Genomic DNA, 24,994 nt, shown 5'->3' with positions numbered 1-24,994 from the left:
GAGCAGGCTCGCTCCCACAAAAAAACATCACATCCGGAACACGCCGAAGCGGCTCGGTTCGATTGGCGCGTTCAGCGACGCGGACAAGGCCAGGGCCAGTACATCGCGGGTCTGCGCCGGGTCGATGACGCCGTCGTCCCACAGCCGAGCGCTGGAGTAATAAGGGTGACCCTGTTCTTCGTACTGATCGAGAATCGGCTGCTTGATCTCGGTCTCCTGCTCGGCGCTGAACGCCTGACCGCTGCGTTCGGCCTGTTCGCGCTTGACCTGCACCAGCACACCGGCGGCCTGTTCGGCGCCCATCACGCCAATCCGCGCGTTCGGCCACATCCACAAGAAACGCGGATCGTAAGCGCGCCCGCACATACCGTAGTTGCCGGCACCGAAGCTGCCGCCGATGATCACGGTGAATTTCGGCACCTTGGCACAGGCCACCGCGGTCACCAGTTTCGCGCCGTGCTTGGCGATGCCGCCGGCCTCGTATTTCTGGCCGACCATGAAACCGGTGATGTTCTGCAGAAACAGCAGCGGAATGCCGCGCTGGCAGGCCAGTTCGATGAAGTGCGCACCTTTCTGCGCAGCTTCGGCGAAGAGGATGCCGTTGTTTGCCAGAATCGCGATCGGGTAGCCGTGCAAGTGCGCGAAACCGCAGACCAGCGTGGTGCCGAACAGCGCTTTGAATTCATCGAACACCGAACCGTCGACCAGCCGCGCGATCACTTCGCGCACATCGAATGGCTGCTTGGCGTCAGCCGGAACCACGCCGTACAACTCGTCGCTGGCGTACAGCGGCGCAATCGGCGTGCGCTGCTGCACCTCGCCGAGCTTGCGCCAGTTGAGGTTGGCAACGCTGCGGCGGGCGAGGGCGAGGGCGTGTTCATCATTCTCGGCGTAATGGTCGGCCACACCAGAAGTCTTGCAGTGCACATCGGCGCCGCCGAGGTCTTCGGCGCTGACCACTTCACCGGTCGCGGCTTTCACCAGCGGCGGGCCGGCGAGGAAAATCGTCGCCTGGTTGCGCACCATGATCGCTTCGTCCGCCATCGCCGGCACATACGCGCCGCCGGCGGTGCACGAGCCCATGACCACGGCGATCTGCGGGATGCCCATGGCGCTCATGTTGGCCTGATTGAAAAAGATCCGCCCGAAGTGCTCGCGATCCGGAAACACTTCGTCCTGACGCGGCAGGTTGGCGCCACCGGAATCCACCAGATAAATGCACGGCAGGCGATTCTGCTGGGCGATGGTCTGCGCGCGCAGGTGTTTTTTCACGGTGAGCGGGTAATACGAGCCACCTTTTACCGTCGCATCGTTGGCGACGATCATGCATTCAACGCCTTCAACGCGACCGATGCCGGCGATCACCCCGGCAGCCGGCACGTCTTCGCCGTAAACCGCATGGGCGGCAAGTTGGCTGATTTCGAGAAACGGCGAGCCGGGGTCGAGCAAGCGATTGATGCGCTCGCGCGGCAGCAATTTACCCCGCGAGGTGTGGCGTTCCTGAGCTTTGACACCGCCACCCTGCGCCACTTGAGCGAGCAAGGTGTGCAGCGCGTCGACCTGTTTGAGCATCGCCGCACTGTTGGCGGCGAACTCCGCCGAGCGCGGGTTGAGCTGAGTGTGCAGAATCATGGGGCTTACTCCGTAAGCAGCTTCTAGCTACAAGCGGCAAGCTGCAAGTCGGGGCAAGAGCGTGGATCTCTTGCAGCGTGTAGCTTGCGGCTTGCAGCTGACGAAATTCATTTCGTCTCGTTGAACAGTTCGCGGCCGATCAGCATGCGGCGGATCTCGCTGGTGCCGGCGCCGATTTCGTAGAGCTTGGCGTCGCGCAGCAGGCGGCCGGCGGGGAATTCGTTGATGTAGCCGTTGCCGCCGAGAATCTGGATCGCGTCGAGGGCCATTTGCGTGGCGCGTTCGGCGGTGTAGAGGATCACCCCGGCAGCGTCCTTACGGGTGGTCTCGCCGCGCTCGCAGGCCTGGGCCACCGCGTACAGATAAGCGCGGCTGGCGTTGAGCTGGGTGTACATGTCGGCGACTTTGCCCTGGATCAGCTGGAATTCGCCGATGCTCTGGCCGAACTGCTTGCGGTCGTGGATGTACGGCACGATCAGGTCCATGCACGACTGCATGATCCCGGTCGGGCCACCGGAGAGCACCACGCGTTCGTAATCGAGGCCGCTCATCAGCACTTTCACGCCACCGTTGAGCACGCCGAGGATGTTCTCTTCGGGTACTTCGACGTCATCGAAAAACAGCTCGCAGGTGTTGGAGCCACGCATGCCGAGCTTGTCGAACTTGTTGCTGCGGCTGAAGCCTTTCCAGTCGCGCTCGACGATGAACGCGGTGATGCCGTGCGGGCCTTTTTCCAGGTCGGTCTTGGCGTAGATCACGTAGGTATTGGCGTCCGGACCGTTGGTGATCCAGGTTTTGCTGCCGTTGAGGACGAAGCGGTCGCCGCGTTTGTCGGCGCGCAGTTTCATCGATACCACGTCGGAACCGGCGTTGGGCTCGCTCATCGCCAGCGCGCCGACGTGCTCGCCGCTGATCAGTTTTGGCAGGTATTTGCTTTTCTGTTCGTGGTTGCCGTTGCGGTTGATCTGGTTGACGCAAAGGTTGGAGTGCGCGCCATAGGACAACGCCACCGACGCCGAGCCACGGCTGATTTCTTCCATCGCCACTACGTGCGCCAGATAACCCAGACCCGCGCCGCCGTACTCTTCCGGCACGGTGATGCCGAGCAGGCCCATGTCACCGAATTTGCGCCACATGTCGGCGGGGAACAGGTTGTCGTGATCGATCTGCGCGGCACGCGGGGCGATCTGATCGGCGACGAAGGACTGCACCTGATCGCGCAGCATGTCGATGGTTTCACCGAGGGCGAAATTCAGGGATGGATAGCTCATGTGGCACCTTTTGGCTTTTTTATCGGGTGGAGCGCACGACGAATCGGCGTTCAGCTTTACGTTAACGTAAAGCTTCCAGAGATCGACTGTCAATCGGCTTTACGTAAGCGTCAACTTGGGCGAGAGTAAGGGCAGTTCAGGATCAGATATCGGTTTGTTTCTGGTGGGAGCGAGCCTGCTCGCGAAAGCGCTGTATCAGTCGCCCTAAAGGGTGAATGACGCAGCGTATTCACGAGCAGGCTCGCTCCCACAGGGATTCAAAACCGGGAAAACCCACTAATAAAGACAATAGGGGTCGTCATGGATCAACCCAGTGCAAACCCGCAGCGCAGCTACAGCCGTGGCTCTCAGGACCAAGCCCTGCTGGCGATGACCATCGGTCAGCGCTTCGATCAGACTGTCGCGCAACACCCGGACGGCGAGGCGTTGGTGGTGCGCCATCAACGGCTGCGGTATTCGTGGCGGCAACTGGCCGAGGCGGTGGATGAGCAGGCCAGGGCCTTGCTCGCGCTGGGCTTGCAGACCGGCGATCGCCTCGGCATCTGGGCGCCGAATTGCGCGCAGTGGTGCATTACCCAGTTCGCCACGGCGAAGATCGGCGTGATCCTGGTCAACATCAATCCGGCCTACCGCAGCTCCGAACTCGAGTACGTGCTCAAGCAATCCGGCTGCCAGTGGCTGGTCTGCGCCGGAGCGTTCAAGACCTCGAATTACCACGCAATGCTCCAGAGCCTGGCGCCAGAATTGACCGAGCACGCCATCGGTCAGCTGCGCAGCGAGCGTCTGCCGGAGCTGCGCGGCGTGATCAGCCTCGATGCCAATCCGCCGCCCGGTTTTCTGCCGTGGTCGCAGCTCAGCGATCTGGCCGCCAGCGTCTCGTCCGAACAGCTGCGCGAACGCAGCACCAGTCTGCATTTCGATCAACCGGTGAACATCCAGTACACCTCCGGCACTACCGGTTTCCCCAAGGGCGCGACCCTCAGTCACTACAACATTCTCAACAACGGCTACATGGTCGGCGAAAGCCTCGGCCTGACGGCTGCCGATCGGCTGGTGATTCCGGTGCCGCTGTATCATTGCTTCGGCATGGTCATGGGCAACCTCGGTTGCGTCACCCATGGCAGCACGATGATTTACCCCAACGATGCTTTCGATCCGGCGCTGACCCTGCAAGCGGTGGCCGAGGAAAAAGCCACGGCGCTGTACGGTGTGCCGACCATGTTCATCGCCATGCTCGATCAGCCGCAGCGGCAGACCTTCGACCTGTCGAGCCTGCGCACCGGGATCATGGCCGGCGCGACCTGTCCGATCGAGGTCATGCGCCGGGTCATCAACGAAATGCACATGAGCGAAGTGCAGATCGCCTACGGCATGACCGAAACCAGTCCGGTGTCGCTGCAGACCGGGCCAGCGGATGAGCTGGAGTTGCGTGTCACCACGGTCGGCCGCACCCAACCGCAACTGGAAAGCAAGATCATCGACACCGCTGGCAACGTGGTGCCCCGCAACACCATCGGCGAATTGTGCACGCGCGGTTACAGCGTGATGCTCGGCTACTGGAACAACCCGCAGGCTACTGCCGAAGCCATCGATGAGGCGGGGTGGATGCACACCGGCGACCTGGCGAGCATGAACGAGGAGGGTTACGTCAACATCGCCGGGCGTAACAAAGACATGATCATTCGTGGCGGGGAGAACGTTTATCCCCGTGAGCTGGAGGAATTCTTCTTCACCCATCCGGCGGTGGCGGACGTGCAGGTGATCGGTATTCCGTGCTCGCGCTACGGTGAGGAAATCGTCGCCTGGATCAAATTCCACCCCGGCCACAGCGCCTCGGAGCTGGAGCTGCAAACCTGGTGCAAGGAACGCATCGCCCATTTCAAGACACCGCGTTACTTCAAATTCGTCGACGCGTTTCCGATGACGGTGACGGGCAAGATCCAGAAATTCAGGATGCGTGAGATCAGTATCGAGGAGCTGAAAATAACCGAGCGGTAACCTAAACCCTGTGGGAGCTGGCTTGCCAGCGATGGCGTCAGGTCAGCCAGCATCAATGTTGAATGTTCTACCGCAATCGCTGGCAAGCCAGCTCCCACAGGGATCGGGGGATTCAGGAATCACAGAAAGCACAAAGGGGAGCCGAAGCTCCCCTTTAATTTGTCGTTGCGTGCTCTTTTTATTATTGAGGGTCGGTCTGTTGTTGTTTTTGGCAACCGTGGCCCTGTACAGCTTTTTGGCGACCCCCATCCGGGATCAAGAGCAAACGTATTTTTTTGAGCGCTGATCTGCTTTCTCGTTAACGATCCAACCGATTCGGGAGCTACCTGAAGGTAGTTTTATTGTTCTCTGCCCGGTTGCGGGTCACTCCTGAGAGCACCCTGAAAAGCACACCTTCTCCAAAAAAATCTGTTAGCTGCGTCTCTGCCGTGTTGTTCTTGTTATGTCAGAGTCGTTTCGTCTTGTTTTTATTGGTTTGCGGCTTTTTATTCTTGTTATGCCATAGAGATAGCAGGTGTCGTGCCAACTTTTAAAAAGTCTTATAAATCAGTGATTTAAGTTTTTCGGGCTTTTTCACCCCAGGGCAAAGCCAGACAATTTGTTTCCGTGTTACTCGCTTTTGCCCACTTCACTGATCCAGCGGTAACACCTCACTGCGCGCTGCGTGCCTTGGCCACTCGCGAACCGCTTGGACGGCCGAGCACTGCACTGATCTGCTGGCCCGCGGCAATCAAGGCGTCCAGGTCGATACCGGTCTCGATGCCCAAGCCATTGAGCAGGTACACCACGTCTTCGGTCGCAACGTTACCGCTCGCGCCTTTGGCGTACGGGCAGCCGCCGAGGCCGGCGATAGAGCTGTCGAACACCGCAATGCCTTCGAGCAGGCTGGCATAGATATTGGCCATGGCTTGGCCATAGGTGTCGTGGAAATGCCCGGCAAGCTTGTCCCGTGGTACCTGCGCCGAGACCACCTCGAACAGGCGCCGGGTCGCGCCCGCCGTGCCGGTGCCGATGGTGTCGCCCAGCGACACTTCGTAGCAGCCCATCGCGTACAGCTCGCGCGCGACCATCGCCACTTGCTCCGGCGCAACCGTGCCTTCATACGGGCAGCCCAGCACACAGGAAACATAACCGCGCACGGTAACGCCGTGTTGTTTCGCGGCTTCCATGATCGGCGCAAACCGCGCCAGGCTCTCGCTGATCGAGCAATTGATGTTGCGCTGCGAGAACGCCTCGGAGGCGGCGGCGAACACCGCGACTTCCTTGACCCCGGCGGCTAGCGCGTCTTCAAAGCCGCGCAGGTTCGGCGCCAGCGCGCCGTAGGTCACGCCGGGTTTGCGCTGGATCTGCGCAAACACCTCGGCGGAGCCGGCCATCTGCGGCACCCATTTCGGCGAGACGAAACTGCCGACTTCGATGTAGCCGAGCCCGGCGGCGCTCAGGGCATCGACCAGTTGCACCTTGTCAGCGACGCTGATCGGTTGGGCTTCGTTCTGCAGGCCATCGCGCGGGCCGACTTCGATCAGGCGTACTTGGGAGGGGAGGGACATGGGTGGGACCTGCCTGTTTTTTTAGTTCACGAAGAACCCTGTGGGAGCGAGCCTGCTCGCGAAAGCGGTGGATCAGTCACCGTTAATGTTGGATGACAGAATGCATTCGCGAGCAGGCTCGCTCCCACAGGGGCGCCAGTGTTGGCTAGACCGCCTGCTGGCTCTTGAGCGTCTGCTCCAACGCCTGCACGCAGCGCTCTTCTGCTGTATCCAGCTCAAGCTTCATCTGTTCGATATCCAGCAACTGCTGTTCGAGCTGTTCGCGGCGTTCGCTGATTTTTGCCAGCATGCTGTTGAGCTGTTTGGTGTTACCGCCGGACGGATCATAGAGCTCGATCAGCTCGCGGCATTCGGCCAGGGAAAAACCGATGCGCTTGCCGCGCAGGATCAGCTTCAGAGTGACCTTGTCGCGCGGCGAATAGATACGTTCCTGGCCACGACGCTCGGGGCTGAGCAGGCCTTGCTCTTCATAAAAGCGGATCGCCCGGGTGGTGATGTCCAGCTCGCGGGCGAGGTCGGAAATGCTGTAGGTCTGACTGCTCATGAAAGCGCTCGGAAAAGGGGCATGGCGCTAAGCTAATCGGTGGTTTACGTTTACGTCAAGCGGGATGGTTTTGGGGTGTCTGTACAGGCCTCTTCGCGAGCAGGCTCGCTCCCACATTCGACCGCGTTCCTTCAGATGAAATGCAATTCATTGTGGGAGCGAGCCTGCTCGCGAAGAACGATAACGCGGTAAAAAAGCCCTACACCTTCTCCAGCTTCTTCTCCTGCGCCGTCACCTGTTGGCACAACTCGATCATCTGCTCGCGCATCCAGCGGTTGGCCGGGTCTTGGTCGGTGCTTTCGTGCCAGTACAAATGCGTTTCCACCGAGGGCACATCATTCACCGGCAAATTGAACGATTGCAGATCATGGCGGCGGGCGAAGCGTTCCGGCACGGTCATGACCATGTCGGTCTGCTGCATCACTTGCGAGGCCATCAGATAGTGCTGCGAGCGCAGGGCGATCTTGCGCTGGATGCCCATTTTGCCCAGCGCCAGATCGACATAGCCCAGACCACTGCGGCGGCTGGAAATATGGATGTGAGTCAGCGACAAATAGTCATCGAGACTGAGTTTTTCCTTGCTCGCCATTGGATGGCCCTTGCGCATGGCGCAGACGTAACGGTCGTCCATCAGCTTGACGTGGCGTACCTGCGGGTCGGTGTTGAGCGGCGCATCCACGGCGAAATCCAGACGCCCGGCGGCCAGTTCCTTGGTGGTTTCCCGGCGCTTGGACAGAAAGCTTTCGATGATCACCGTCGGCGCCAGGCGGCGCAGACGCTGGAACAAGGGCGGCAGAATGATTGCCTCCGTCAAATCGGTCATGCTGATGCGGTAAGTCTTGGCCGCCTGCGCCGGGTTGAAGATGCGGCTTTCCTGCACCGACACGCGCAGCAGCGACAGGGCGTTGCGCACCGGGCCGATGATGTTCTGCGCCATCGGCGTGGGCACCATGCCCTGAGCGGTACGCACGAAGAGCGGGTCGTTGAAGGTTTCGCGCAACCGCGCCAGGGCATTGGACACCGCCGGCTGGGTGATGCCGACAATCTGCCCGGCGCGGGTCAGGTTGGCTTCCGTGTAGATCGCGTCGAAGACGATGAAAAGGTTCAGGTCGACCTTGCTCAGATTCATAACGCGGCTTCTCTTGTTATTAAGTGCAAGTGTTTTGGGGCTGACGATCAGCGGATCATATATTGGTGATGAATGTTTATACACGCCGAGAATAGGCTAGGTAAATGATCAGCGCTGTTCTAGCATCGATTGCATGACTTGAACAACCTCTGCCCGAGAAGGTAACTACCCATGGATTTCGCTTATTCGCCCAAGGTTCAGGAACTGCGTGAGCGCGTGACTGCGTTCATGGACACTTACGTTTACCCGGCCGAAGCGGTGTTCGAACGCCAGGTCGCCGAGGGCGATCGCTGGCAGCCGACCGCAATCATGGAAGAGCTCAAGGCCAAGGCCAAGGCTGAGGGTCTGTGGAATTTGTTTCTGCCTGAGTCCGAGCTGGGCGCCGGCCTGAGCAATCTTGAATACGCGCCGTTGGCGGAAATTATGGGCCGTTCCCTGCTGGGGCCGGAGCCGTTCAACTGCTCGGCGCCGGACACCGGCAACATGGAAGTATTGGTGCGCTACGCCAACGAAGAGCAGAAACAGCGCTGGCTCGAGCCGCTGCTGCGCGGCGAGATCCGTTCGGCGTTCGCCATGACCGAGCCCGACGTGGCATCTTCCGACGCGACCAACATGGCCGCTCGGGCCGTGCGCGATGGCGATCAGTGGGTGATCAACGGTAAGAAATGGTGGACTTCCGGCGCCTGCGATCCGCGCTGCAAGATCCTGATTTTCATGGGCCTGAGCAACCCCGACGCGCCGCGTCACGCCCAGCACTCGATGATTCTCGTGCCGGTCGACACCCCCGGGGTGAAAATCGTCCGTCCGCTGCCGGTGTTCGGCTACGACGACGCACCGCACGGTCACGCCGAAGTGCTGTTCGACAACGTTCGCGTGCCGTACGAAAACGTCCTGCTCGGTGAAGGACGCGGCTTCGAAATCGCCCAGGGTCGCCTTGGCCCAGGCCGCATTCACCACTGCATGCGTTCGATCGGCATGGCCGAGCGTGCGCTGGAACTGATGTGCAAACGTTCGGTGAGCCGCACCGCGTTCGGCAAACCGCTGGCGCGTCTGGGTGGCAACATCGACAAGATCGCCGACTCGCGGATGGAGATCGACATGGCGCGTCTGCTGACGTTGAAAGCGGCGTACATGATGGACACCGTCGGCAACAAAGTGGCGAAAAGCGAGATTGCGCAGATCAAAGTCGTCGCACCGAACGTGGCCCTGCGGGTGATCGACCGCGCTATCCAGATGCACGGTGGGGCAGGGGTGTCGAACGATTTCCCGCTGGCTTATATGTATGCGATGCAACGCACCCTGCGTCTGGCCGACGGCCCGGACGAAGTGCACCGCGCGGCGATTGGCAAGTTCGAGATCGGCAAGTATGTGCCGAAGGAGATGATGCGTAGCGGCCAGTAATACCGCGTCGCCTCATTCGCGAGCAGGCTCGCTCCCACAAGATTTGTGCACGCCACAGATCCAATGTGGGAGCGAGCCTGCTCGCGAAAGGGCCTGTACACTCAGCACATCGACATCAGGATCAATACACCCAAACCTCAACCCGCCGGTTCTTGATCCGCCCTTCATCCGCGCTGTTGGTCGCCACCGGCATCAGTGCGCCGAAGCCACGGACTTCGCGCATGACCACACCGTTTTTGACCAGCTCGCGCCGCACCGCCATCGCTCGCAGCTTCGACAGCAGATCGGCCCGCGCCGGGTCATCCTTCAAATCACCAAACCCCACCAGCGTCACCGCCCGTTCGGTCTTGCCATGGCGCTTTATATAGTCGAGCACCCGCGCCAGATCCTGCCGCGCCTTGTTGTCCAGACTGGCGCTGCCCTCGGCAAAACGGAAATTCACTGTCAGACGCTGGGCATGCCGGCTGAGGGATTGGTAACCCTCGGGCATCAGCGCATTCGGCGCCACGCTCATGGCTTGTACGGTCTGGCTGACAAAACCGCTGGCCGCGACGATCGCCTGACCCTCTGGGCTCTGGGCAAAGCTGGCCAACGCCTGCGCCCACGGATTGCGGCTGTCCGGCGGCAGATAAAAGAACAAGCGCCGCGACAGCGGATAGTCTTCGGTGGCGATCAGACTGTTCAGCGGCAGCATCGCTTGCGAGGCGCCATCGGCAATCGCTACGGCTTTGGCTTGACGCACATAGGGCAAGCCGATGAAGCCGATACCTTGCGGATCGGCGCTGACGGCGTCGGACAATTGCTCGCTGGATTCGAAACGTTTCGCCGCGCTGCTCAGACTTTTCCCACGCCGGCTCAGGACCAGTTCCTTGAAGGTGTCGTATGTTCCCGACTGATCATCCCGCGCATATAAATGAATGGCGCCGCCACGGCCACCGAGTTCTTCCCAGGTTTTCACTTCGCCGGCAAAAATCCGCGCCAGTTGCTCGGTGTTCAACTGCTCAAGCGGGTTGGCCGGGTTGAGGATGATCGCCAGGCCGTCGATGGCAATGACTTGCTCGGCCGCCGGACTTTTCAGATCGCCGAGGGTTTGCAGGGCAAGCAGTTCGCTGTCCTTGATCTCACGGGAAGAGGCGGCCAGATCGGCGCTGGCGTTTTTCAACGCAGCGAAACCGGTGCTGGAACCGTGAGCGGCAACTTCGATGATCACGCGTTGCCCTTGTGCGGTCTGGCCGACGATGCGTTGTTCGTTGGCGGTGTCCGGGGTTTCGCGGTGGATTTTCAGCAGGCCTTGTTGCTGCAAAAGACCTTCGACCAGCGCCGGACCCAGATCGGCACCGATGGTGTTGGAACCCTGAATGCGTAAAGCCGGGCCGTTTTCGGGGATCGGCAGGGCGGCGGCGTAGATCGACAGCCAGCCACTCAACAGGAAAACGCAGAGAACACGCAGGGTCATGCCGGCACCGAATCAAGCCAAGGGGATTGCCGGGGAGATTAAGTCAGGCGCGTGACCGAAATATGACAGGGGATTACCTGTGGGAGCGAGCCTGCTCGCGAAGGCGGCGTGTCAGTCGAAAAATTTGTCGCTGATCCACCGCATTCGCGAGCAGGCTCGCTCCCACAATGAAAATTCCCTCAGTCTGGATCAGGCCAGCTCAAGCCAGATCGGCGCATGGTCCGATGGCTTTTCCATGCCGCGCAGTTCGTAGTCCACGCCGGCATCCTTGACCCGTGGCAGCAGGCCATGGGAAGCCAGAATTACATCGATGCGCAGGCCGCGTTTGGGCTCATCTTCAAAGCCACTGGCTGCGGTAGTCGAACCAGCTGAACATGTCGCTCACGTCGGGATTGAGGTGACGGTAGCTGTCGGTCAGGCCCCAGTTTTTCAGGCGCGCCATCCACTCGCGTTCTTCCGGCAGGAAGCTGCATTTGCCGGTTTTCAGCCAGCGCTTCATGTTGTCCGGGCCGATGCCGATGTCGCAGTCTTCCGGGGAAATGTTCACATCGCCCATCACCACCAGTGGCTGTTCGTTGTGGAACTGGCTTTCCAGCAGCGCTTGCAGATCGCTGTAGAAACGCTCCTTGGCGGGGAATTTGGTTGGATGGTCACGGCTTTCACCTTGTGGGAAATAGCCGTTCATGATCGTCACCGGCACGCCATTGGCATCAGCGAAAGTGCCCCAGATAAAGCGCCGTTGCGCGTCTTCTTCATCGGTGGCAAAGCCTTTGTGGATGGCGATCGGCTCGTTGCGCGAGAGCAGGGCGACACCGTAATGACCCTTCTGGCCATGGAAATGCACGTGATAGCCGAGGGCGCGGATGTCATCGTGGGGGAACTGGTCGTCGTGGACCTTGGTTTCCTGCAGGCCGATCACGTCGGGCTGATGTTTTTCGATCAGCGCTGCCAGCTGATGCGGACGGGCACGCAGTCCGTTGATGTTGAAGGAAACAATCTTCATGGTCGGCAGTCCTGGCAAAAGGGCGATGCTAGCTGACATGGGGGAGATGGGCCAGTGTGGGAGAAATCAATTTCACCTGTGGGATTTGTGATGCCCTATGCAGCGCCTCTGTGGGAGCGAGCCTGCTCGCGAAGAGGCCGGCGAGATCGATGAAGATCCCGACTTGGTCTATACCTGTCAGGGGAACCACCACATCCGCCCAAGGTTCGTACCAACAAGCGCGCCAGCCTCCGAGCGCGCCCCCGGGGAGAATCACTGCAATGCCTGAAACCCAGACCGCCGTTGCCGACATCCACATGCTCGACCGCGGCTATTCGCGCGAAGCCCGCTCGTTGCTGTATCAGGCCTATCGCCACGAGCCGACCTTCGGCTACCTGTTCGAAGCCGAACGTCCCGGCTATGAACAACGGGTGCGCGCCACGGTGCGCGAGCTGGTCAAACAGCATTTTCTCCAGGACCTGCCGGCAATCGGCCTGTTGGTCAACGATCGCTTGATCGGCATCGCCCTGATCGCACCGCCGCAACGGCGCCTGGGCGTTACCGAAAGCTGGGCATGGCGCCTGCGCATGGTGCTCAGCACCGGTTTTCGCTGCACCCGGCGTTATCTGGAATACCACGATGCCGTTGCTGCATGCGTGCCGGGTGATTCGGTGCACATGCTGCCGTTGCTCGGCGTTCACCCGCAGTTTCAGGGCAAGCATTACGGCGAACAATTGCTCACTGCCGTGCACAACTGGTGCGCCGTCGATGAAACATCGCAAGGCGTGGTGCTCGACACCGGCAACCCGCGCTACCTGGAATTCTATAAAAGGCAGGGTTATCAGGAGATCGGCGAGGTTGCCGTCGGGCCGGTGCGCGAACACGTATTTTTCCACGCCAATCCGCAGGTGTTACAAACAGCAACGGGATAATGATCGAACTTCTTCACAAATTACCTGTTCTATCAGGCTCCCGAGCCCGTGATAGCATCCGCGCCTATGAAGTTTCCACGAAGATTTACCAGCGGCGTGCTGATGCTGTTATCCAGCTGCGCGGCGCTGGCGCAAAGTGAATTGGATGTACGGATCAAGCCGTCCAACGATGAACTCAAGGCCAATATAGAAGGCTATATCGGCAGCCTCGGCGATCGCGACGAAGAAGCCTTGCTGCGTTTCAGTCGCGGCGCCGAAGAGCAGGCGCGCAAAGCGGCTCAGGCGCTGGGCTACTACCAGCCGCAGATCGACAGTGACGTCAAGGGCGGGGAAAAACCGCGTCTGGTGCTGAACATCGATCCCGGCGAACCGATTCGCCTGCGCAACGTCACCGTGCGTGTCGATGGCCCGGCGGCATCGCTGAAATCCTTTCGCGTACCGAAAAGCGACCTGCTCAAGTCCGGCGCCGTGCTCAACCATGGCCGTTACGAAGACGCCAAACGGGTGATCCAGAACCAGGCCTCGCGCTTCGGTTACTTCAGCGGTCATTTCACCAGCCAGAAACTCATGGTCGACCCGCGCGCAGGTGTCGCCGACATCGAATTGATCTACGACAGCGGCCCGCGCTATGCGCTGGGCAAAGTCAGTTTCGAGGGCCACACGCCGTTCGACGAAGACCTGCTGCAACGCATGGTGCCGTTCAAGGCAGGCGAGCCTTACGATTCGGAACTGATCGCCGAACTCAATCGCGATCTGCAATCGAGCGGCTATTTCGAAGGCGTGCGCGTCGACGCGGCACCGACGGCAGCGCAGAACGATGTGATTCCGGTCGCCGTCAAACTCGACACGCGCAAGCCGCGCACCATGGGTCTGGGCCTCGGTTATTCGACCGACGTCGGCCCACGGATCAAGGCCAACTGGACGCGTCACTGGGTCAACCCGCAGGGCGACAGCTATGGCTGGGAGGCCGAGCTCTCGGCGCCCCGGCAGAACGTCGGGCTGTTCTACGACATCCCGCTCGACCCGCCATTGACCGACAAACTGCGCTGGGCCGGCGGCTATCAGTTCGAAGACATCGAAGGCTCCGACACCCTCAGCAAACTGCTGACTTTCGGCCCGGAATGGCACAGCAAGTTGCCCAGCGGCTGGCAGCGGGTGATCTCGCTGAAATGGCAACGTGAAGAATACGAACTCGGCGACGACTCCGGCCTGAGCACGTTGCTCATGCCCGGCATCAGTTATTCCTATCTGAAAAGCGACAACCGCATCGACCCGCGTAACGGCTATCGCCTGAGCTTCGAAAGCAAAGTGGCCAAGGAAGGCCTCGGTTCGGACAACAACCTTCTATACGGCACCGCGCTGGTCAAGGGCCTGACCACGGTGTTCGACAAGCACCGCTTGCTCGGTCGCATGCAGGTCGGCGGCAGCGCCACCAACGGCTACAACTCGATTCCGCCGTCGCTGCGCTTCTTTGCCGGTGGCGATCAGAGCGTGCGCGGTTACGACTATCAGAGCCTGTCGCCGAAAAACTCTGACGGCGACCGCATCGGTGGCCGTTACATGATTGCCGGCAGCGTCGAGTATCAGTATTCGATCGCCGAGAAATGGCGGGTCGCGACCTTCGTCGACCAAGGCAACTCTTTCAACAAACTCGAACTGCCCGACCTCAAGACCGGGGTCGGTGTAGGTGTGCGCTGGGTCTCGCCGGTCGGGCCGATCCGCCTTGACCTGGCCCATGCGCTGGACGACGACGGCGGCATCCGGCTGCACTTTTCCATGGGGCCTGAGCTGTGAAGCGTGGTGTGAAAATAACGGCGCTGACTTTGTTGGCGCTGGTCTTGTTGATCGTCTTGAGCCTGGCCGCACTGCTTGGCACGCAGGCCGGCAGTCGTTGGGCGCTGGGCCTTGTGCCCGGCTTGACCGTGGAGAATTTCCACGGTCGCCTCGCTGGGCAGTGGAGTGCCGATCACCTGGTGTGGCAGCAGGACACAAGCCGCGTCGAGCTGAACAAGGCAATCTTCGCCTGGTCGCCGCTGTGCCTGACGCGCATGACCTTGTGCATTGATCAGCTCAAGGCCGATCAGGTGATCCTGCAATTCCCGCCGAGCGAAGAAACCACCGAGAGCGGCCCGATCAAACTGTCGGACCTGCAATTGCCGTTGGCCATCGAATTGGGCGACGTCGAGGTGGGCAGCCTGTTGTTCAACGGCAGCGAACAGCTCAAGGGCTTGCAACTGGCGGCGCACTGGACTGCTCAGGGCCTGCAGATCGACAGCGTGAAATTGCAGCGCGACGAGCTCAGCCTGAACCTGTCCGGCCTGCTGCAACCGAGCGGCAACTGGCCGCTGACGATTCAGGGCGATTTGACTTTGCCGTCTCCCGGCAGCGAGCCGTGGACGCTGGCGCTGAAAGTCGACGGCGACCTGCTGAAAACCCTCAACCTGCACGCCGACAGCCGTGGCTACCTCGACGGCCAGTTGAACGGCGAGCTGCAAGCGCTGGCGGAAAACCTGCCGGCCAGGGTGCGCATCACCAGCGACGCGTTCAAGCCGAGCGCCGATCTGCCGGACACCCTGCAATTCAATCAGCTTGTGCTCACGGGCGAAGGCGACCTGAAAAACGGTTATCAACTGCTCGGCAACGCATCGTTGCCCGCCGAGAAATCACCGGTGGCGCTGCTGCTCAAGGGCAAGGTTGACGCCAACGGCGCGCAGATCGCCGGCCTCGACCTCAACGCCAACGACACGCAAAGCCTCAAGCTCACCGGCAATGTCGACTGGAGCAAGGGTCTCAGCGCCCAGGCCAATATCAACTGGCAAGACTTCCCGTGGCACCGGCTCTATCCGGAGATCGACGAGCCACAAGTCGCATTGCGTACTTTCACTGGCGAAGTGTCCTACACCGACGGTCAGTACCTCGGCAACTTCGACGCTGCGTTGGATGGCCCGGCCGGGGCGTTCACCTTGAGCAGTCCGTTCAGTGGCAGTCTGGAACAGATCGCCTTGCCGCAACTGGTCATGCAGGCCGGGCAGGGCAAGGCCGAAGGACACGTGAATGTGCGCTTCGCCGATGGCATCGCCTGGGATACTGCGCTGGATCTGTCGGCGCTCAACCCGGCGTACTGGGTCGCCGAACTGCCGGGTACTCTGGCCGGGCCGTTGAAGAGTAAGGGCGAAATGAAGAATGATCAGCTCAGCCTCAGCGCCGACCTCGACCTCAAAGGCAAATTGCGCGGCCAACCGGCGATTCTGCAGGCCAAGGCTGACGGCGCGGGTGAGCGCTGGAACCTCAATGCCCTGCAGATCCGCCTCGGCGACAACAGCATCAACGGCAAGGGCAGCCTGCAGGACAAACTCGGCGGACAGATCGACATCAAGCTGCCGCGTCTGGCCCAGTTGTGGCCGCAATTGCGCGGGCAGATCAACGGCCAGATCAACGTCGCCGGTACGCTGAAGGCGCCACAGGGCAAGCTTGATCTGCAAGGTTCGCAACTGGCCTTCCAGGACAATCGCCTGCAAAGCCTCAACCTCGACGCCACGCTCGACAGCGCGCAACGAGCGAAGATCAATCTCAAAGGCAGCGGCATTCAGACCGGCGACACCTCGCTGGGCACCCTGACCGCCAGTGCTCAGGGCGATATCAAAAGCCAGAAACTCAACCTCGACCTGATCGGACCGAAGCTGAAACTGGCGCTGGGTCTGGACGGCAATCTCGACAAGGGCAACTGGCGCGGACGCTTGGCCAGTGGCGACATTCAGGCCGGTGGCCAGGACTGGAAGCTGCAAAGCCCGGCCAGACTGGAGCGCCTGGCGGACGGCCAGATCAATTTCGGCGCGCATTGCTGGCTGTCCGGCAATGCCAGCCTGTGTGGCGAAGATCAGCGCCTGATGCCCGAGCCTAAGCTGCGTTATCACCTCAAGCAATTCCCGATCGAAAGCCTTGCGCAATGGTTGCCCAAGGACTTCGCCTGGCAGGGCCGGCTCAACGCCGATCTGCAACTGGACCTTCCGGCCAGCGGCCCGAACGGCGTGGTCAGTGTCGACGCCAGCGGCGGCACCCTGCGCGTGCGCGACAAGGATCGCTGGCTGGATTTCCCCTACCAGACCCTCAAACTCAGCAGCAAGCTCACGCCCAAGCGCGTCGACACCGAGCTCAATTTTGTCGGCGGCAAACTCGGCGAATTGATGGTCCAGGCGCAGCTCAATCCGCTGCCGAAGAACAAACCGCTGAGCGGCTCGTTCCGCCTCTCTGGCCTCGACCTGTCGGTGGCGCGGCCGTTTGTACCGATGGTCGAGAAACTCACCGGCCGCCTCAACGGCAGTGGCACGATCTCCGGTGGTTTGCTCGCGCCGCTGGTCAACGGCACTGTGCAGCTCAGCGATGGCGAAGTGTCCGGCGCCGAACTGCCGATGGAGCTGCAGAACCTGCAACTGACTGCGGCGATTGCCGGTGAATCGGTACGCCTGGACGGCGGCTGGCAAAGCGGCAAGACCGGTCAGGGCAGCCTCAACGGCAACGTCGCCTGGGGGCAGGCGCTGGTGGTCGATCTGGCGCTCAAGGGCACGCAATTGCCGGTCAGCGTCGAGCCCTACGCCAAACTGGAAATGGCCCCGGATCTGAAGATTTCCATGGCCGGCGATGAGCTGAAAGTTGCTGGCAAGGTGCTGGTGCCGAAAGGCGAAATCACCGTGCGCGAGCTGCCGCCATCGACGGTAAAAGTCTCCGACGACACGATCATCGTTGGTGCGCAGACCGAAGAGGGCAAACCACCGATCGCGATGAAAATGGACATCGACGTGATCGTCGGCCAGGACAAGCTGAGCTTTGCCGGTTTCGGCCTGACCGCCAATCTGCAAGGTCAGGTGCACATCGGCGACAACATGGACACCCGTGGCGAGCTCTGGCTCAACGACGGCCGCTATCGCGCCTATGGCCAGCGCCTGACCGTGCGTCGCGCGCGTCTGTTGTTCGCCGGTCCCATCGACCAGCCATATCTGGACATCGAAGCGATCCGCCAGACCGACGACGTCATCGCCGGTATTCGCCTGAGCGGCAGCGCCGAACAGCCGACCACGCAGATCTTCTCCGAACCGGCGATGAGTCAGGAACAGGCGCTGTCGTACCTGGTGCTGGGCCGCCCGCTGAGCACCAATGGCGAAGACAACAACATGCTCGCGCAAGCCGCGCTGGGCCTGGGCCTGATGGGCAGCGCCGGGGTCACCAGTGGTCTGGCCAAGGATCTGGGCATCGAGGATTTCCAGCTCGACACCCAGGGCAGCGGCAACGACACCAGCGTCGTCGCCAGCGGCAACATCTCCGAAAAACTCAGCCTGCGCTACGGCGTCGGCGTCTTCGAACCGGCCAGCACCATCGCCTTGCGCTACAAACTGAGCAAGAAGGTCTACGTCGAAGCGGCGAGCGGCGTGGCGAGTTCGCTGGATATTTTCTACAAGCGGGATTTCTAGAGCGCGTTCTCTCCAATGATCGTTCCCACGCTCTGCGTGGGAATGCCTCAAGGGACGCTCTGCGTCCCGGCTCTCAAAAAAAACGGACGCAGAGCGTCCCCGGCTGCATTCCCACGCGGAGCGTGGGAACGATCCCGCGTGGCCGGTCAGTGATTAATTACAAAGCCCCCTAACTATTGCGTTGACATTCGCTGCCTAAGCAGTAACATCTCGACATACATTCACTGCCTAGGCAGTTATCAGGTCGACCCATGAAGCATTTCACTCCGGAAGAATTCAAACATTGCCACCTCGGCCTGTTGCTCGGTCGTGCCGCGTTGCTCAAGGACCGGATCATCGATACCCACATGGAACCCCACGGCATCACCGCCGCGCAGTTCAAGGTGTTGATCATCATGGCCCAGTTCGGCGTCGACACCCCGGCCGAGCTGTGCCGCCATCTGTCGCTGGACAGCGGGTCGATGACGCGCATGCTCGATCGCCTCGAGCAGAAGGCTTTTCTGCTTCGCCAGCGCAGCGAAGGCGACCGGCGTCAGGTGCAGTTGAAACTGACCGAGCAGGGCCAGCAACTGGCTGATCGCCTGCCGCACATCGGTGCCGATGCGATGAATGAACTGGCCGGCGCGATCTCCCGCGAAGAGCTGAAAACCCTGGAATACATCCTCAAGAAAATCCTGCTGGCCGCCGGTGACCCGATCACCATCCAGCGTCTAGGTGATCACAATGAGCGCTAACACTTTGCGCAGCAGTCTGACGCTGCTGTTGTCGGCGATGATCCTCGCCGGTTGCGCCAATTACAGCGGCCTCGACACCGAAGGCCAGCGCCTCGACGCGAAGAGCCTGAAGACATCGCAGTCTCTCGACGGCGTCACCCTGTCGCCAGCGGCGTGGCCGAAAAGCGATTGGTGGAGCAGCCTCGGCGATCCGCAACTCGACGGCCTGATCCGCGAAGCCCTGCACGACAGCCCGGACATGCAGATCGCCGCAGCCCGCGCCCATCAGGCCAGTGCCGCCGCCTATGCCGCCGATGCCGAACGTTATCCGACCCTCGACGCCAGCGCCGGCATCAGCCGTTCGCGGCTGGCTCGTGACCAGGATCCGCGCGGGCAGGGCGGGGCTTACGCGACGGTGCGCAATGTCAGCGCCGGCTTCAATTACAACTTCGATTTGTGGGGCGGCCAGCGCGATGCCTGGGAAGCCGCACTCGGCGAGGCGCGCGCTGCTGAAGTCGACCGTCAGGCGGCGCAGTTGACACTTGCCGCTGACGTCGCCCGTGCGTACAGCGATCTCGGTCAGGCGCACATCGTTTACGACCTTGCCAGCGAAGACCTCAAGCGCACCCGGCAAATGCTCGACCTCAGTCAGCGCCGCTTGAGTTCGGGGATCGACAGCCAGTACCAGTTCCAGCAAACCCAGAGTCTGGAAGCCAGTTCTCAGGCCAGCCTGATCGACGCGGAAAAACGCCTGAACAGCGCGAAGATTGCCTTGGCGGTATTGCTCGGCAAAGGCCCGGATCGTGGCAACGAAATCGCTCGACCGAAAGTTCTGCAAGCCAGCGCCGTGGCGGTGCCGTCGGTGTTGCCGGCGGAACTGCTCGGCCGCCGCCCGGATCTGGTCGCGGCGCGCTGGCGGGTCGAGGCGGCGAGCAAAGGCATCGATGCGGCGAAAACCCGCTTCTATCCCAACCTCAACCTGTCGGCCTCGGCCGGCGCCGAGTCGTTGCTGGGTGATGCGATGTTCGGTTCGGCCAGCCGTTTCTTCAACATCGCGCCGACCGTATCGCTGCCGATTTTCGATGGCGGCCGCCTGCGCGCCAACCTTGATGCCCGCGACGCCGATTACGATCTGGCGGTGGCGCAGTACAACAAGAGTCTGGTCAAAGCCCTGGGCGATGTCGGCGATACGATCAATCAGTTACGCGATATCGGCCGGCAGATCGGCGCGCAGCAACATGCCACCGACATCGCTCAGGATTCTTACAACACCGTCGTCCAGCGTTACGGTTCCGGCATCGGCAACTACCTGGACGTGCTCAGCATCGAGCAGCAATTGCTCCAGGCCCAGCGTCAGCTGGCGACCCTCAATGCCGAGCAGATCGACCTGTCGATTCAACTGATGCAAGCGCTGGGCGGCGGCTTTCAAGGTGAAAACCTGAACGCAGCCAACGCCAGCCCCGCCTCGTCGCACCATTAATTCAAGGTATTTGTCATGGCCACTGCCGAAAACACCCAAGCTCAAGACAACACCCCGGACACCGGCAACCCGCGCAAACGCAAGGTGATGCTGCTGGCCCTCGCCGTGGTCGTCCTGCTCGCCATTGCCGGCGTCTGGGCCTATCACGAGTTCATCGGGCGCTTTAACGAAAGCACCGACGATGCCTACGTCAATGGCAACGTCGTGGAAATCACACCGCTGGTCACCGGCACCGTGGTCAGCATCGGCGCTGACGACGGTGATCTGGTCCAGGAAGGCCAGGTGCTGGTCAACTTCGACCCCAACGATGCCGAAGTCGGCCTGCAAAGTGCCAAGGCCAAACTGGCCCGCACCGTGCGTCAGGTGCGCGGTTTGTACAGCAACGTCGACGGCATGAAAGCCCAGGTCAACGCGCAGCAGGCCGAAGTGCAGAAAGCCCAGGACAACTACAACCGCCGCAAAAATCTCGCCCAAGGCGGGGCGATTTCCCAGGAAGAACTGTCCCACGCCCGCGACGACCTGACCTCGGCGCAGAACGCACTGGCCAACGCCAAACAGCAACTGAAAACCACTAGCGCACTGGTCGACGACACCGTGGTCTCGTCGCATCCAGACGTGATGTCGGCGGCTGCCGATCTGCGTCAGGCCTATCTGACCAATGCGCGCAGCACCTTGATCGCGCCGGTCACCGGTTACGTCGCCAAGCGCACCGTGCAACTCGGTCAGCGCGTGCAGCCGGGCACCGCGTTGATGGCGGTGATTCCGCTGGATCAGCTGTGGATCGATGCCAACTTCAAGGAAACCCAACTGCGCGACATGCGCATCGGCCAGCCTGTCGATATCGAGGCCGATATTTATGGCAGCGACGTGAAATACAGCGGCACCGTCGACAGCCTCGGTGCCGGTACGGGTAGCGCGTTTGCTCTGCTGCCGGCACAGAACGCCACCGGTAACTGGATCAAGATTGTTCAGCGTGTGCCGGTGCGTATCCACATCAACGCCGAAGAGCTGGCCAAGCACCCGCTGCGTGTCGGTCTGTCGACCAATGTCGAGGTCAATCTGCACGACCAGAGCGGCCCGGTGCTGGCCCAGCAACCGCCGCAAAAGGCCTCGTTCAGCACCAATGTGTATGACCGCCAACTGGCCGAAGCGGACGCGATGATTGCCCAGTTGATTCACGACAACAGCGCAGCAGCAGGCAAGACCGCACAGCGCTGAGAGCACACCGGATCAGAAGCAGGCTCTGTGGTGAGCGGTTATCTGTGGTGAGGGGATTTATCTGTGGCGAGGGGATTTATCCCCGCCGGACTGCGCAGCAGGCCCGTTTTTCCTGAGCCAAAAGAGGGGCCGCTTCGCGACCCAGCGGGGATAAATCCCCTCGCCACAAGGGCCTGTTACCACAGGGCCGGCTGTGTTCATCAGACCGCAGCGACCATCAGGTTTCATAGGATTCACAATGAGCAATAACGCTTCTTTCACGCCGCCCAGCCTGTTGCTCAGCACCATCGGCCTGTCGCTGGCGACGTTCATGCAAGTGCTCGACACGACCATCGCCAACGTGGCGCTGCCGACGATTTCCGGCAACCTCGGGGTGAGTTCGGAGCAGGGCACCTGGGTCATCACTTCGTTCGCCGTGAGCAACGCGATTGCGCTGCCGCTGACCGGTTGGCTCAGCCGCCGCTTCGGCGAGGTGAAGCTGTTTCTGTGGGCGACGATGCTGTTTGTGCTGGCGTCGTTTCTCTGCGGTATCTCCACTTCGATGCCTGAGCTGATCGGCTTTCGTGTGCTGCAAGGCCTGGTGGCCGGGCCGCTGTACCCGATGACGCAGACCCTGTTGATCGCGGTGTATCCGCCGGCGAAACGCGGGATGGCCCTGGCATTGCTGGCGATGGTCACGGTGGTCGCGCCGATTGCCGGGCCGATTCTCGGCGGCTGGATCACCGACAGTTACAGCTGGCCGTGGATCTTCTTTATCAACGTGCCGATCGGCATCTTTGCGGTGATGGTGGTGCGTTCGCAACTGGCGAAACGGCCGGTGGTGACCAGTCGCCAGCCGATGGATTACGTCGGCCTGATCACCCTGATCATTGGCGTCGGCGCGTTGCAGGTGATCCTCGACAAGGGCAATGATCTGGACTGGTTCGAATCGAACTTCATCATCATCGGCGCGGCGATTTCCGTGGTCGCCCTGGCGGTGTTCGTGATCTGGGAAATGACCGACCGCCATCCGGTGGTCAACCTGCGCCTGTTCGCCTATCGCAACTTCCGCATCGGCACGCTGGTGCTGGTCTTGGGTTACGCCGGGTTCTTCGGCATCAACCTGATCCTGCCGCAGTGGCTGCAAACGCAAATGGGCTACACCGCGACCTGGGCGGGACTTGCCGTGGCGCCGATCGGGATTCTGCCGGTGTTGCTGTCGCCATTCGTCGGCAAGTACGCGCACAAGTTCGACCTGCGTCTGCTCGCCGGGATTGCGTTTCTGGCGATTGGCCTGAGCTGCTTCATGCGTGCCGAGTTCACCAACGAGGTCGACTTCCAGCACATCGCGCTGGTGCAGTTGTTCATGGGTATCGGTGTGGCGCTGTTCTTCATGCCGACCCTGAGTATTCTGATGTCGGACTTGCCGCCAAGCCAGATCGCTGATGGCGCAGGCCTGGCGACTTTCCTGCGGACACTGGGCGGCAGCTTTGCGGCGTCGTTGACCACCTGGATCTGGATTCGCCGGGCCGATCAGCATCATGCGTATATGAGCGAAAGCATCAGCACGTTTGAGCCGGCAACGCGCGAGACCTTGAATCAGTTGGGTGGGGCGAGTCAGTCGGCGTATGCGCAGATGGACCAGATCCTCACGAGCCAGGCGTACATGCTTTCGACCGTGGATTACTTCACGTTGCTGGGCTGGGGGTTCATGGGGCTGATTTTGATTGTATGGCTGGCGAAACCGCCGTTTGCCGCCAAGGCCGGGCCGGCAGCTTCGGGGCACTAGAATCAAGAGCCCCTCACCCTAACCCTCTCCCGGAGGGAGAGGGGACTGACCGCGGTGCATGTTCGAGGTACATCGACTTGCGATACCGAGTCGAACTCAGGTTTTGAACTGCATGCGATCAGCTCCCTTTCCCCCTCGCCCCCCTGGGGGAGAGGGCTGGGGTGAGGGGGTAAAGCTCTTCAGCCGTGCGGCAATGCCAGCGGCGGGGCGAAATCGAACGGCGCCAAGGCATACCCGCTCTCATCCACCTGCAACGCCCAACCCTGACGATCCCAATCTCCCAGCACAATCCGCTTCGCCGCTTGTTCACCAAGCTGCAGCTTGTGAATTGCCGGGCGGTGGGTGTGGCCGTGGATCAGAGTCTTCACGCCGAATGCCTGCATCACTCGCGGAATCTCTTCCGGGGTGACATCGACAATGTCATTGGCTTTCATCCGCGTCTGTGCACGGCTTTCGCTGCGTAGCTTGCGCGCCAGTTTGTGGCGGCTGCTCAGCGGCAGATGACGGAGAATGAACAGGGTGATCGGGTTGCGCAGGTAGCGGCGCAGCTTCATGTAGCCAACGTCGCGGGTACACAGGCTGTCGCCGTGCATCAGCAGCACCGGCTCGCCGTAGAACTGCACGACACTCGGGTCCTTCAGCAAGGTGCAGCCGGCCTGTTTGCAGAAGGCCTTGCCGAGCATGAAGTCGCGATTGCCGTGCATCAGGAATATGGCCGTGCCGCTGTCGCTCAAATCGCGCAGGGCCTGGCAGATGGAGCGCTGAAAGGGCGTCATGGCGTCGTCGCCAATCCACGCCTCGAAGAAGTCGCCGAGGATGTACAACGCACTCGCCGAGCGGGCGCGTCCGGCGAGCAAATCCAGAAACGCCCGGGTAATGTCCGGGCGCTCCTCTTCCAGATGCAAGTCTGAAATCAGCAATATCACGCTTCGATGATCTCGGCTTTCTCGATGATCACGTCGTCTGCGGGTACGTCCTGGTGGCCGGACTTGGAAGTGGTCGACACGCCTTTGATCTTGTCGACAACGTCGGTGCCGGCGGTCACTTTACCGAATACCGCGTAGCCCCAGCCCTGAGTGGTCTTGCCGCTGTGGTTGAGGAAGGTGTTGTCGGCGACGTTGATGAAGAACTGCGCCGAAGCCGAATGCGGCTCCATGGTGCGGGCCATGGCGACGGTGTACTTTTCGTTGGAAAGACCGTTGTCCGCTTCGTTCTGGATGCTTGGGCGCTTGTCTTTCTTTTCTTTCATGCCAGGCTCGAAACCGCCGCCCTGGATCATGAAGTTACCGATGACGCGGTGGAATACGGTGTTGGTGTAGTGACCGGCGTTGACGTACTCGATGAAGTTGGCAACGGTGATCGGCGCCTTTTCAGCGTTCAGTTCGATGACGATGTCGCCATGGTTGGTGGTCAGTTTGACTTGAGTCATGGTCATTACTCTTCATAGGGAATTCG

17 protein-coding genes and 1 pseudogene are annotated in these 24,994 nt (G+C 61.0%); 9 read left to right on the top strand and 9 right to left on the bottom strand.

Going from position 1 to position 24,994, the window contains the following annotated elements; genetic code table 11:
• Positions 1-27: 27 nt before the first annotated feature.
• Together AB4N85_RS11910 and AB4N85_RS11905 are read right to left on the bottom strand one after the other, a co-directional pair.
• A complete protein-coding gene (locus tag AB4N85_RS11910; RefSeq protein WP_056788823.1) occupies positions 28-1,632 on the bottom strand; it encodes a carboxyl transferase domain-containing protein in 1,605 nt (534 codons plus the stop codon).
• Between the two features lie 107 nt (positions 1,633-1,739).
• On the bottom strand, positions 1,740-2,903 hold the full coding sequence (locus AB4N85_RS11905) for an isovaleryl-CoA dehydrogenase (protein WP_016775311.1): 1,164 nt from the start codon (positions 2,901-2,903) through the stop codon (positions 1,740-1,742).
• A gap of 300 nt (positions 2,904-3,203) precedes the next feature.
• On the opposite strand from AB4N85_RS11905, the gene AB4N85_RS11900 reads away from it, so the two are divergent.
• Positions 3,204-4,901 (top strand): AMP-binding protein, encoded by a 1,698-nt coding sequence (locus AB4N85_RS11900; protein WP_460068154.1) that lies wholly within the window; start codon positions 3,204-3,206, stop codon positions 4,899-4,901.
• Positions 4,902-5,551: 650 nt separating this feature from the next.
• Here AB4N85_RS11900 and AB4N85_RS11895 read toward each other — a convergent pair.
• The 3 genes from AB4N85_RS11895 to AB4N85_RS11885 form a co-directional block, all read right to left on the bottom strand.
• Positions 5,552-6,451, bottom strand: coding sequence for a hydroxymethylglutaryl-CoA lyase (locus AB4N85_RS11895; RefSeq protein WP_137214772.1), 900 nt, complete (start codon positions 6,449-6,451; stop codon positions 5,552-5,554).
• Positions 6,452-6,596: 145 nt separating this feature from the next.
• The gene (locus AB4N85_RS11890; protein ID WP_039763349.1) at positions 6,597-6,995 is read right to left on the bottom strand and encodes a MerR family transcriptional regulator; all 399 of its coding nucleotides are present in this window, start codon (positions 6,993-6,995) and stop codon (positions 6,597-6,599) included.
• A 199-nt stretch (positions 6,996-7,194) separates the two neighbouring features.
• Positions 7,195-8,124, bottom strand: coding sequence for a LysR family transcriptional regulator (locus AB4N85_RS11885; protein WP_262135995.1), 930 nt, complete (start codon positions 8,122-8,124; stop codon positions 7,195-7,197).
• Between the two features lie 171 nt (positions 8,125-8,295).
• Here AB4N85_RS11885 and AB4N85_RS11880 point away from each other — a divergent pair, with 171 nt between their 5' ends.
• Positions 8,296-9,525, top strand: coding sequence for an acyl-CoA dehydrogenase (locus AB4N85_RS11880; RefSeq protein WP_024013435.1), 1,230 nt, complete (start codon positions 8,296-8,298; stop codon positions 9,523-9,525).
• A 121-nt stretch (positions 9,526-9,646) separates the two neighbouring features.
• Here the strand turns inward: AB4N85_RS11880 and AB4N85_RS11875 are convergent, their stop codons facing one another.
• A complete protein-coding gene (locus AB4N85_RS11875; protein WP_460068151.1) occupies positions 9,647-10,981 on the bottom strand; it encodes a substrate-binding domain-containing protein in 1,335 nt (444 codons plus the stop codon).
• Between the two features lie 189 nt (positions 10,982-11,170).
• Positions 11,171-11,984 (bottom strand): annotated as a pseudogene (xthA, locus tag AB4N85_RS11870) (exodeoxyribonuclease III).
• A 260-nt stretch (positions 11,985-12,244) separates the two neighbouring features.
• On the opposite strand from xthA, the gene AB4N85_RS11865 reads away from it, so the two are divergent.
• The 7 genes from AB4N85_RS11865 (at position 12,245) to AB4N85_RS11835 (ending at position 23,539) form a co-directional block, all read left to right on the top strand.
• Positions 12,245-12,895, top strand: coding sequence for a GNAT family N-acetyltransferase (locus tag AB4N85_RS11865; protein ID WP_041477100.1), 651 nt, complete (start codon positions 12,245-12,247; stop codon positions 12,893-12,895).
• Between the two features lie 66 nt (positions 12,896-12,961).
• Positions 12,962-14,689, top strand: coding sequence for an autotransporter assembly complex protein TamA (locus tag AB4N85_RS11860; RefSeq protein ID WP_460068149.1), 1,728 nt, complete (start codon positions 12,962-12,964; stop codon positions 14,687-14,689).
• A complete protein-coding gene (locus AB4N85_RS11855; RefSeq protein ID WP_460068147.1) occupies positions 14,686-18,360 on the top strand; it encodes a translocation/assembly module TamB domain-containing protein in 3,675 nt (1,224 codons plus the stop codon). Before AB4N85_RS11860 ends, AB4N85_RS11855 begins: the two co-directional genes overlap by 4 nt.
• A gap of 251 nt (positions 18,361-18,611) precedes the next feature.
• The gene (locus AB4N85_RS11850; RefSeq protein WP_016775300.1) at positions 18,612-19,094 is read left to right on the top strand and encodes a MarR family winged helix-turn-helix transcriptional regulator; all 483 of its coding nucleotides are present in this window, start codon (positions 18,612-18,614) and stop codon (positions 19,092-19,094) included.
• Complete coding sequence (locus AB4N85_RS11845) at positions 19,084-20,553, top strand: efflux transporter outer membrane subunit (RefSeq protein ID WP_460068145.1); 1,470 nt, start codon at positions 19,084-19,086, stop codon at positions 20,551-20,553. Before AB4N85_RS11850 ends, AB4N85_RS11845 begins: the two co-directional genes overlap by 11 nt.
• A 15-nt stretch (positions 20,554-20,568) precedes the next feature.
• A complete protein-coding gene (locus AB4N85_RS11840) occupies positions 20,569-21,771 on the top strand; it encodes an HlyD family secretion protein (protein ID WP_024013427.1) in 1,203 nt (400 codons plus the stop codon).
• Positions 21,772-22,009: 238 nt separating this feature from the next.
• The gene (locus tag AB4N85_RS11835) at positions 22,010-23,539 is read left to right on the top strand and encodes a DHA2 family efflux MFS transporter permease subunit (protein ID WP_206421885.1); all 1,530 of its coding nucleotides are present in this window, start codon (positions 22,010-22,012) and stop codon (positions 23,537-23,539) included.
• A gap of 179 nt (positions 23,540-23,718) precedes the next feature.
• On the opposite strand, the gene lpxH is transcribed toward AB4N85_RS11835, so the two are convergent.
• Together lpxH and AB4N85_RS11825 are read right to left on the bottom strand one after the other, a co-directional pair.
• Positions 23,719-24,465: a UDP-2,3-diacylglucosamine diphosphatase gene (lpxH, locus tag AB4N85_RS11830; protein ID WP_016775296.1), complete on the bottom strand. Its 747-nt coding sequence runs from the start codon at positions 24,463-24,465 to the stop codon at positions 23,719-23,721.
• Positions 24,462-24,968, bottom strand: a complete 507-nt coding sequence (locus AB4N85_RS11825) for a peptidylprolyl isomerase (protein ID WP_423662201.1) — start codon at positions 24,966-24,968, stop codon at positions 24,462-24,464. Before AB4N85_RS11825 ends, lpxH begins: the two co-directional genes overlap by 4 nt.
• Between the last annotated feature and the right edge of the window lie 26 nt (positions 24,969-24,994).

Source organism: Pseudomonas sp. H1_G08 (assembly GCF_054681355.1).
The sequence above is the reverse complement of the archived record's forward strand: the minus strand, read 5'-3'. Positions and strand labels throughout refer to the sequence as shown.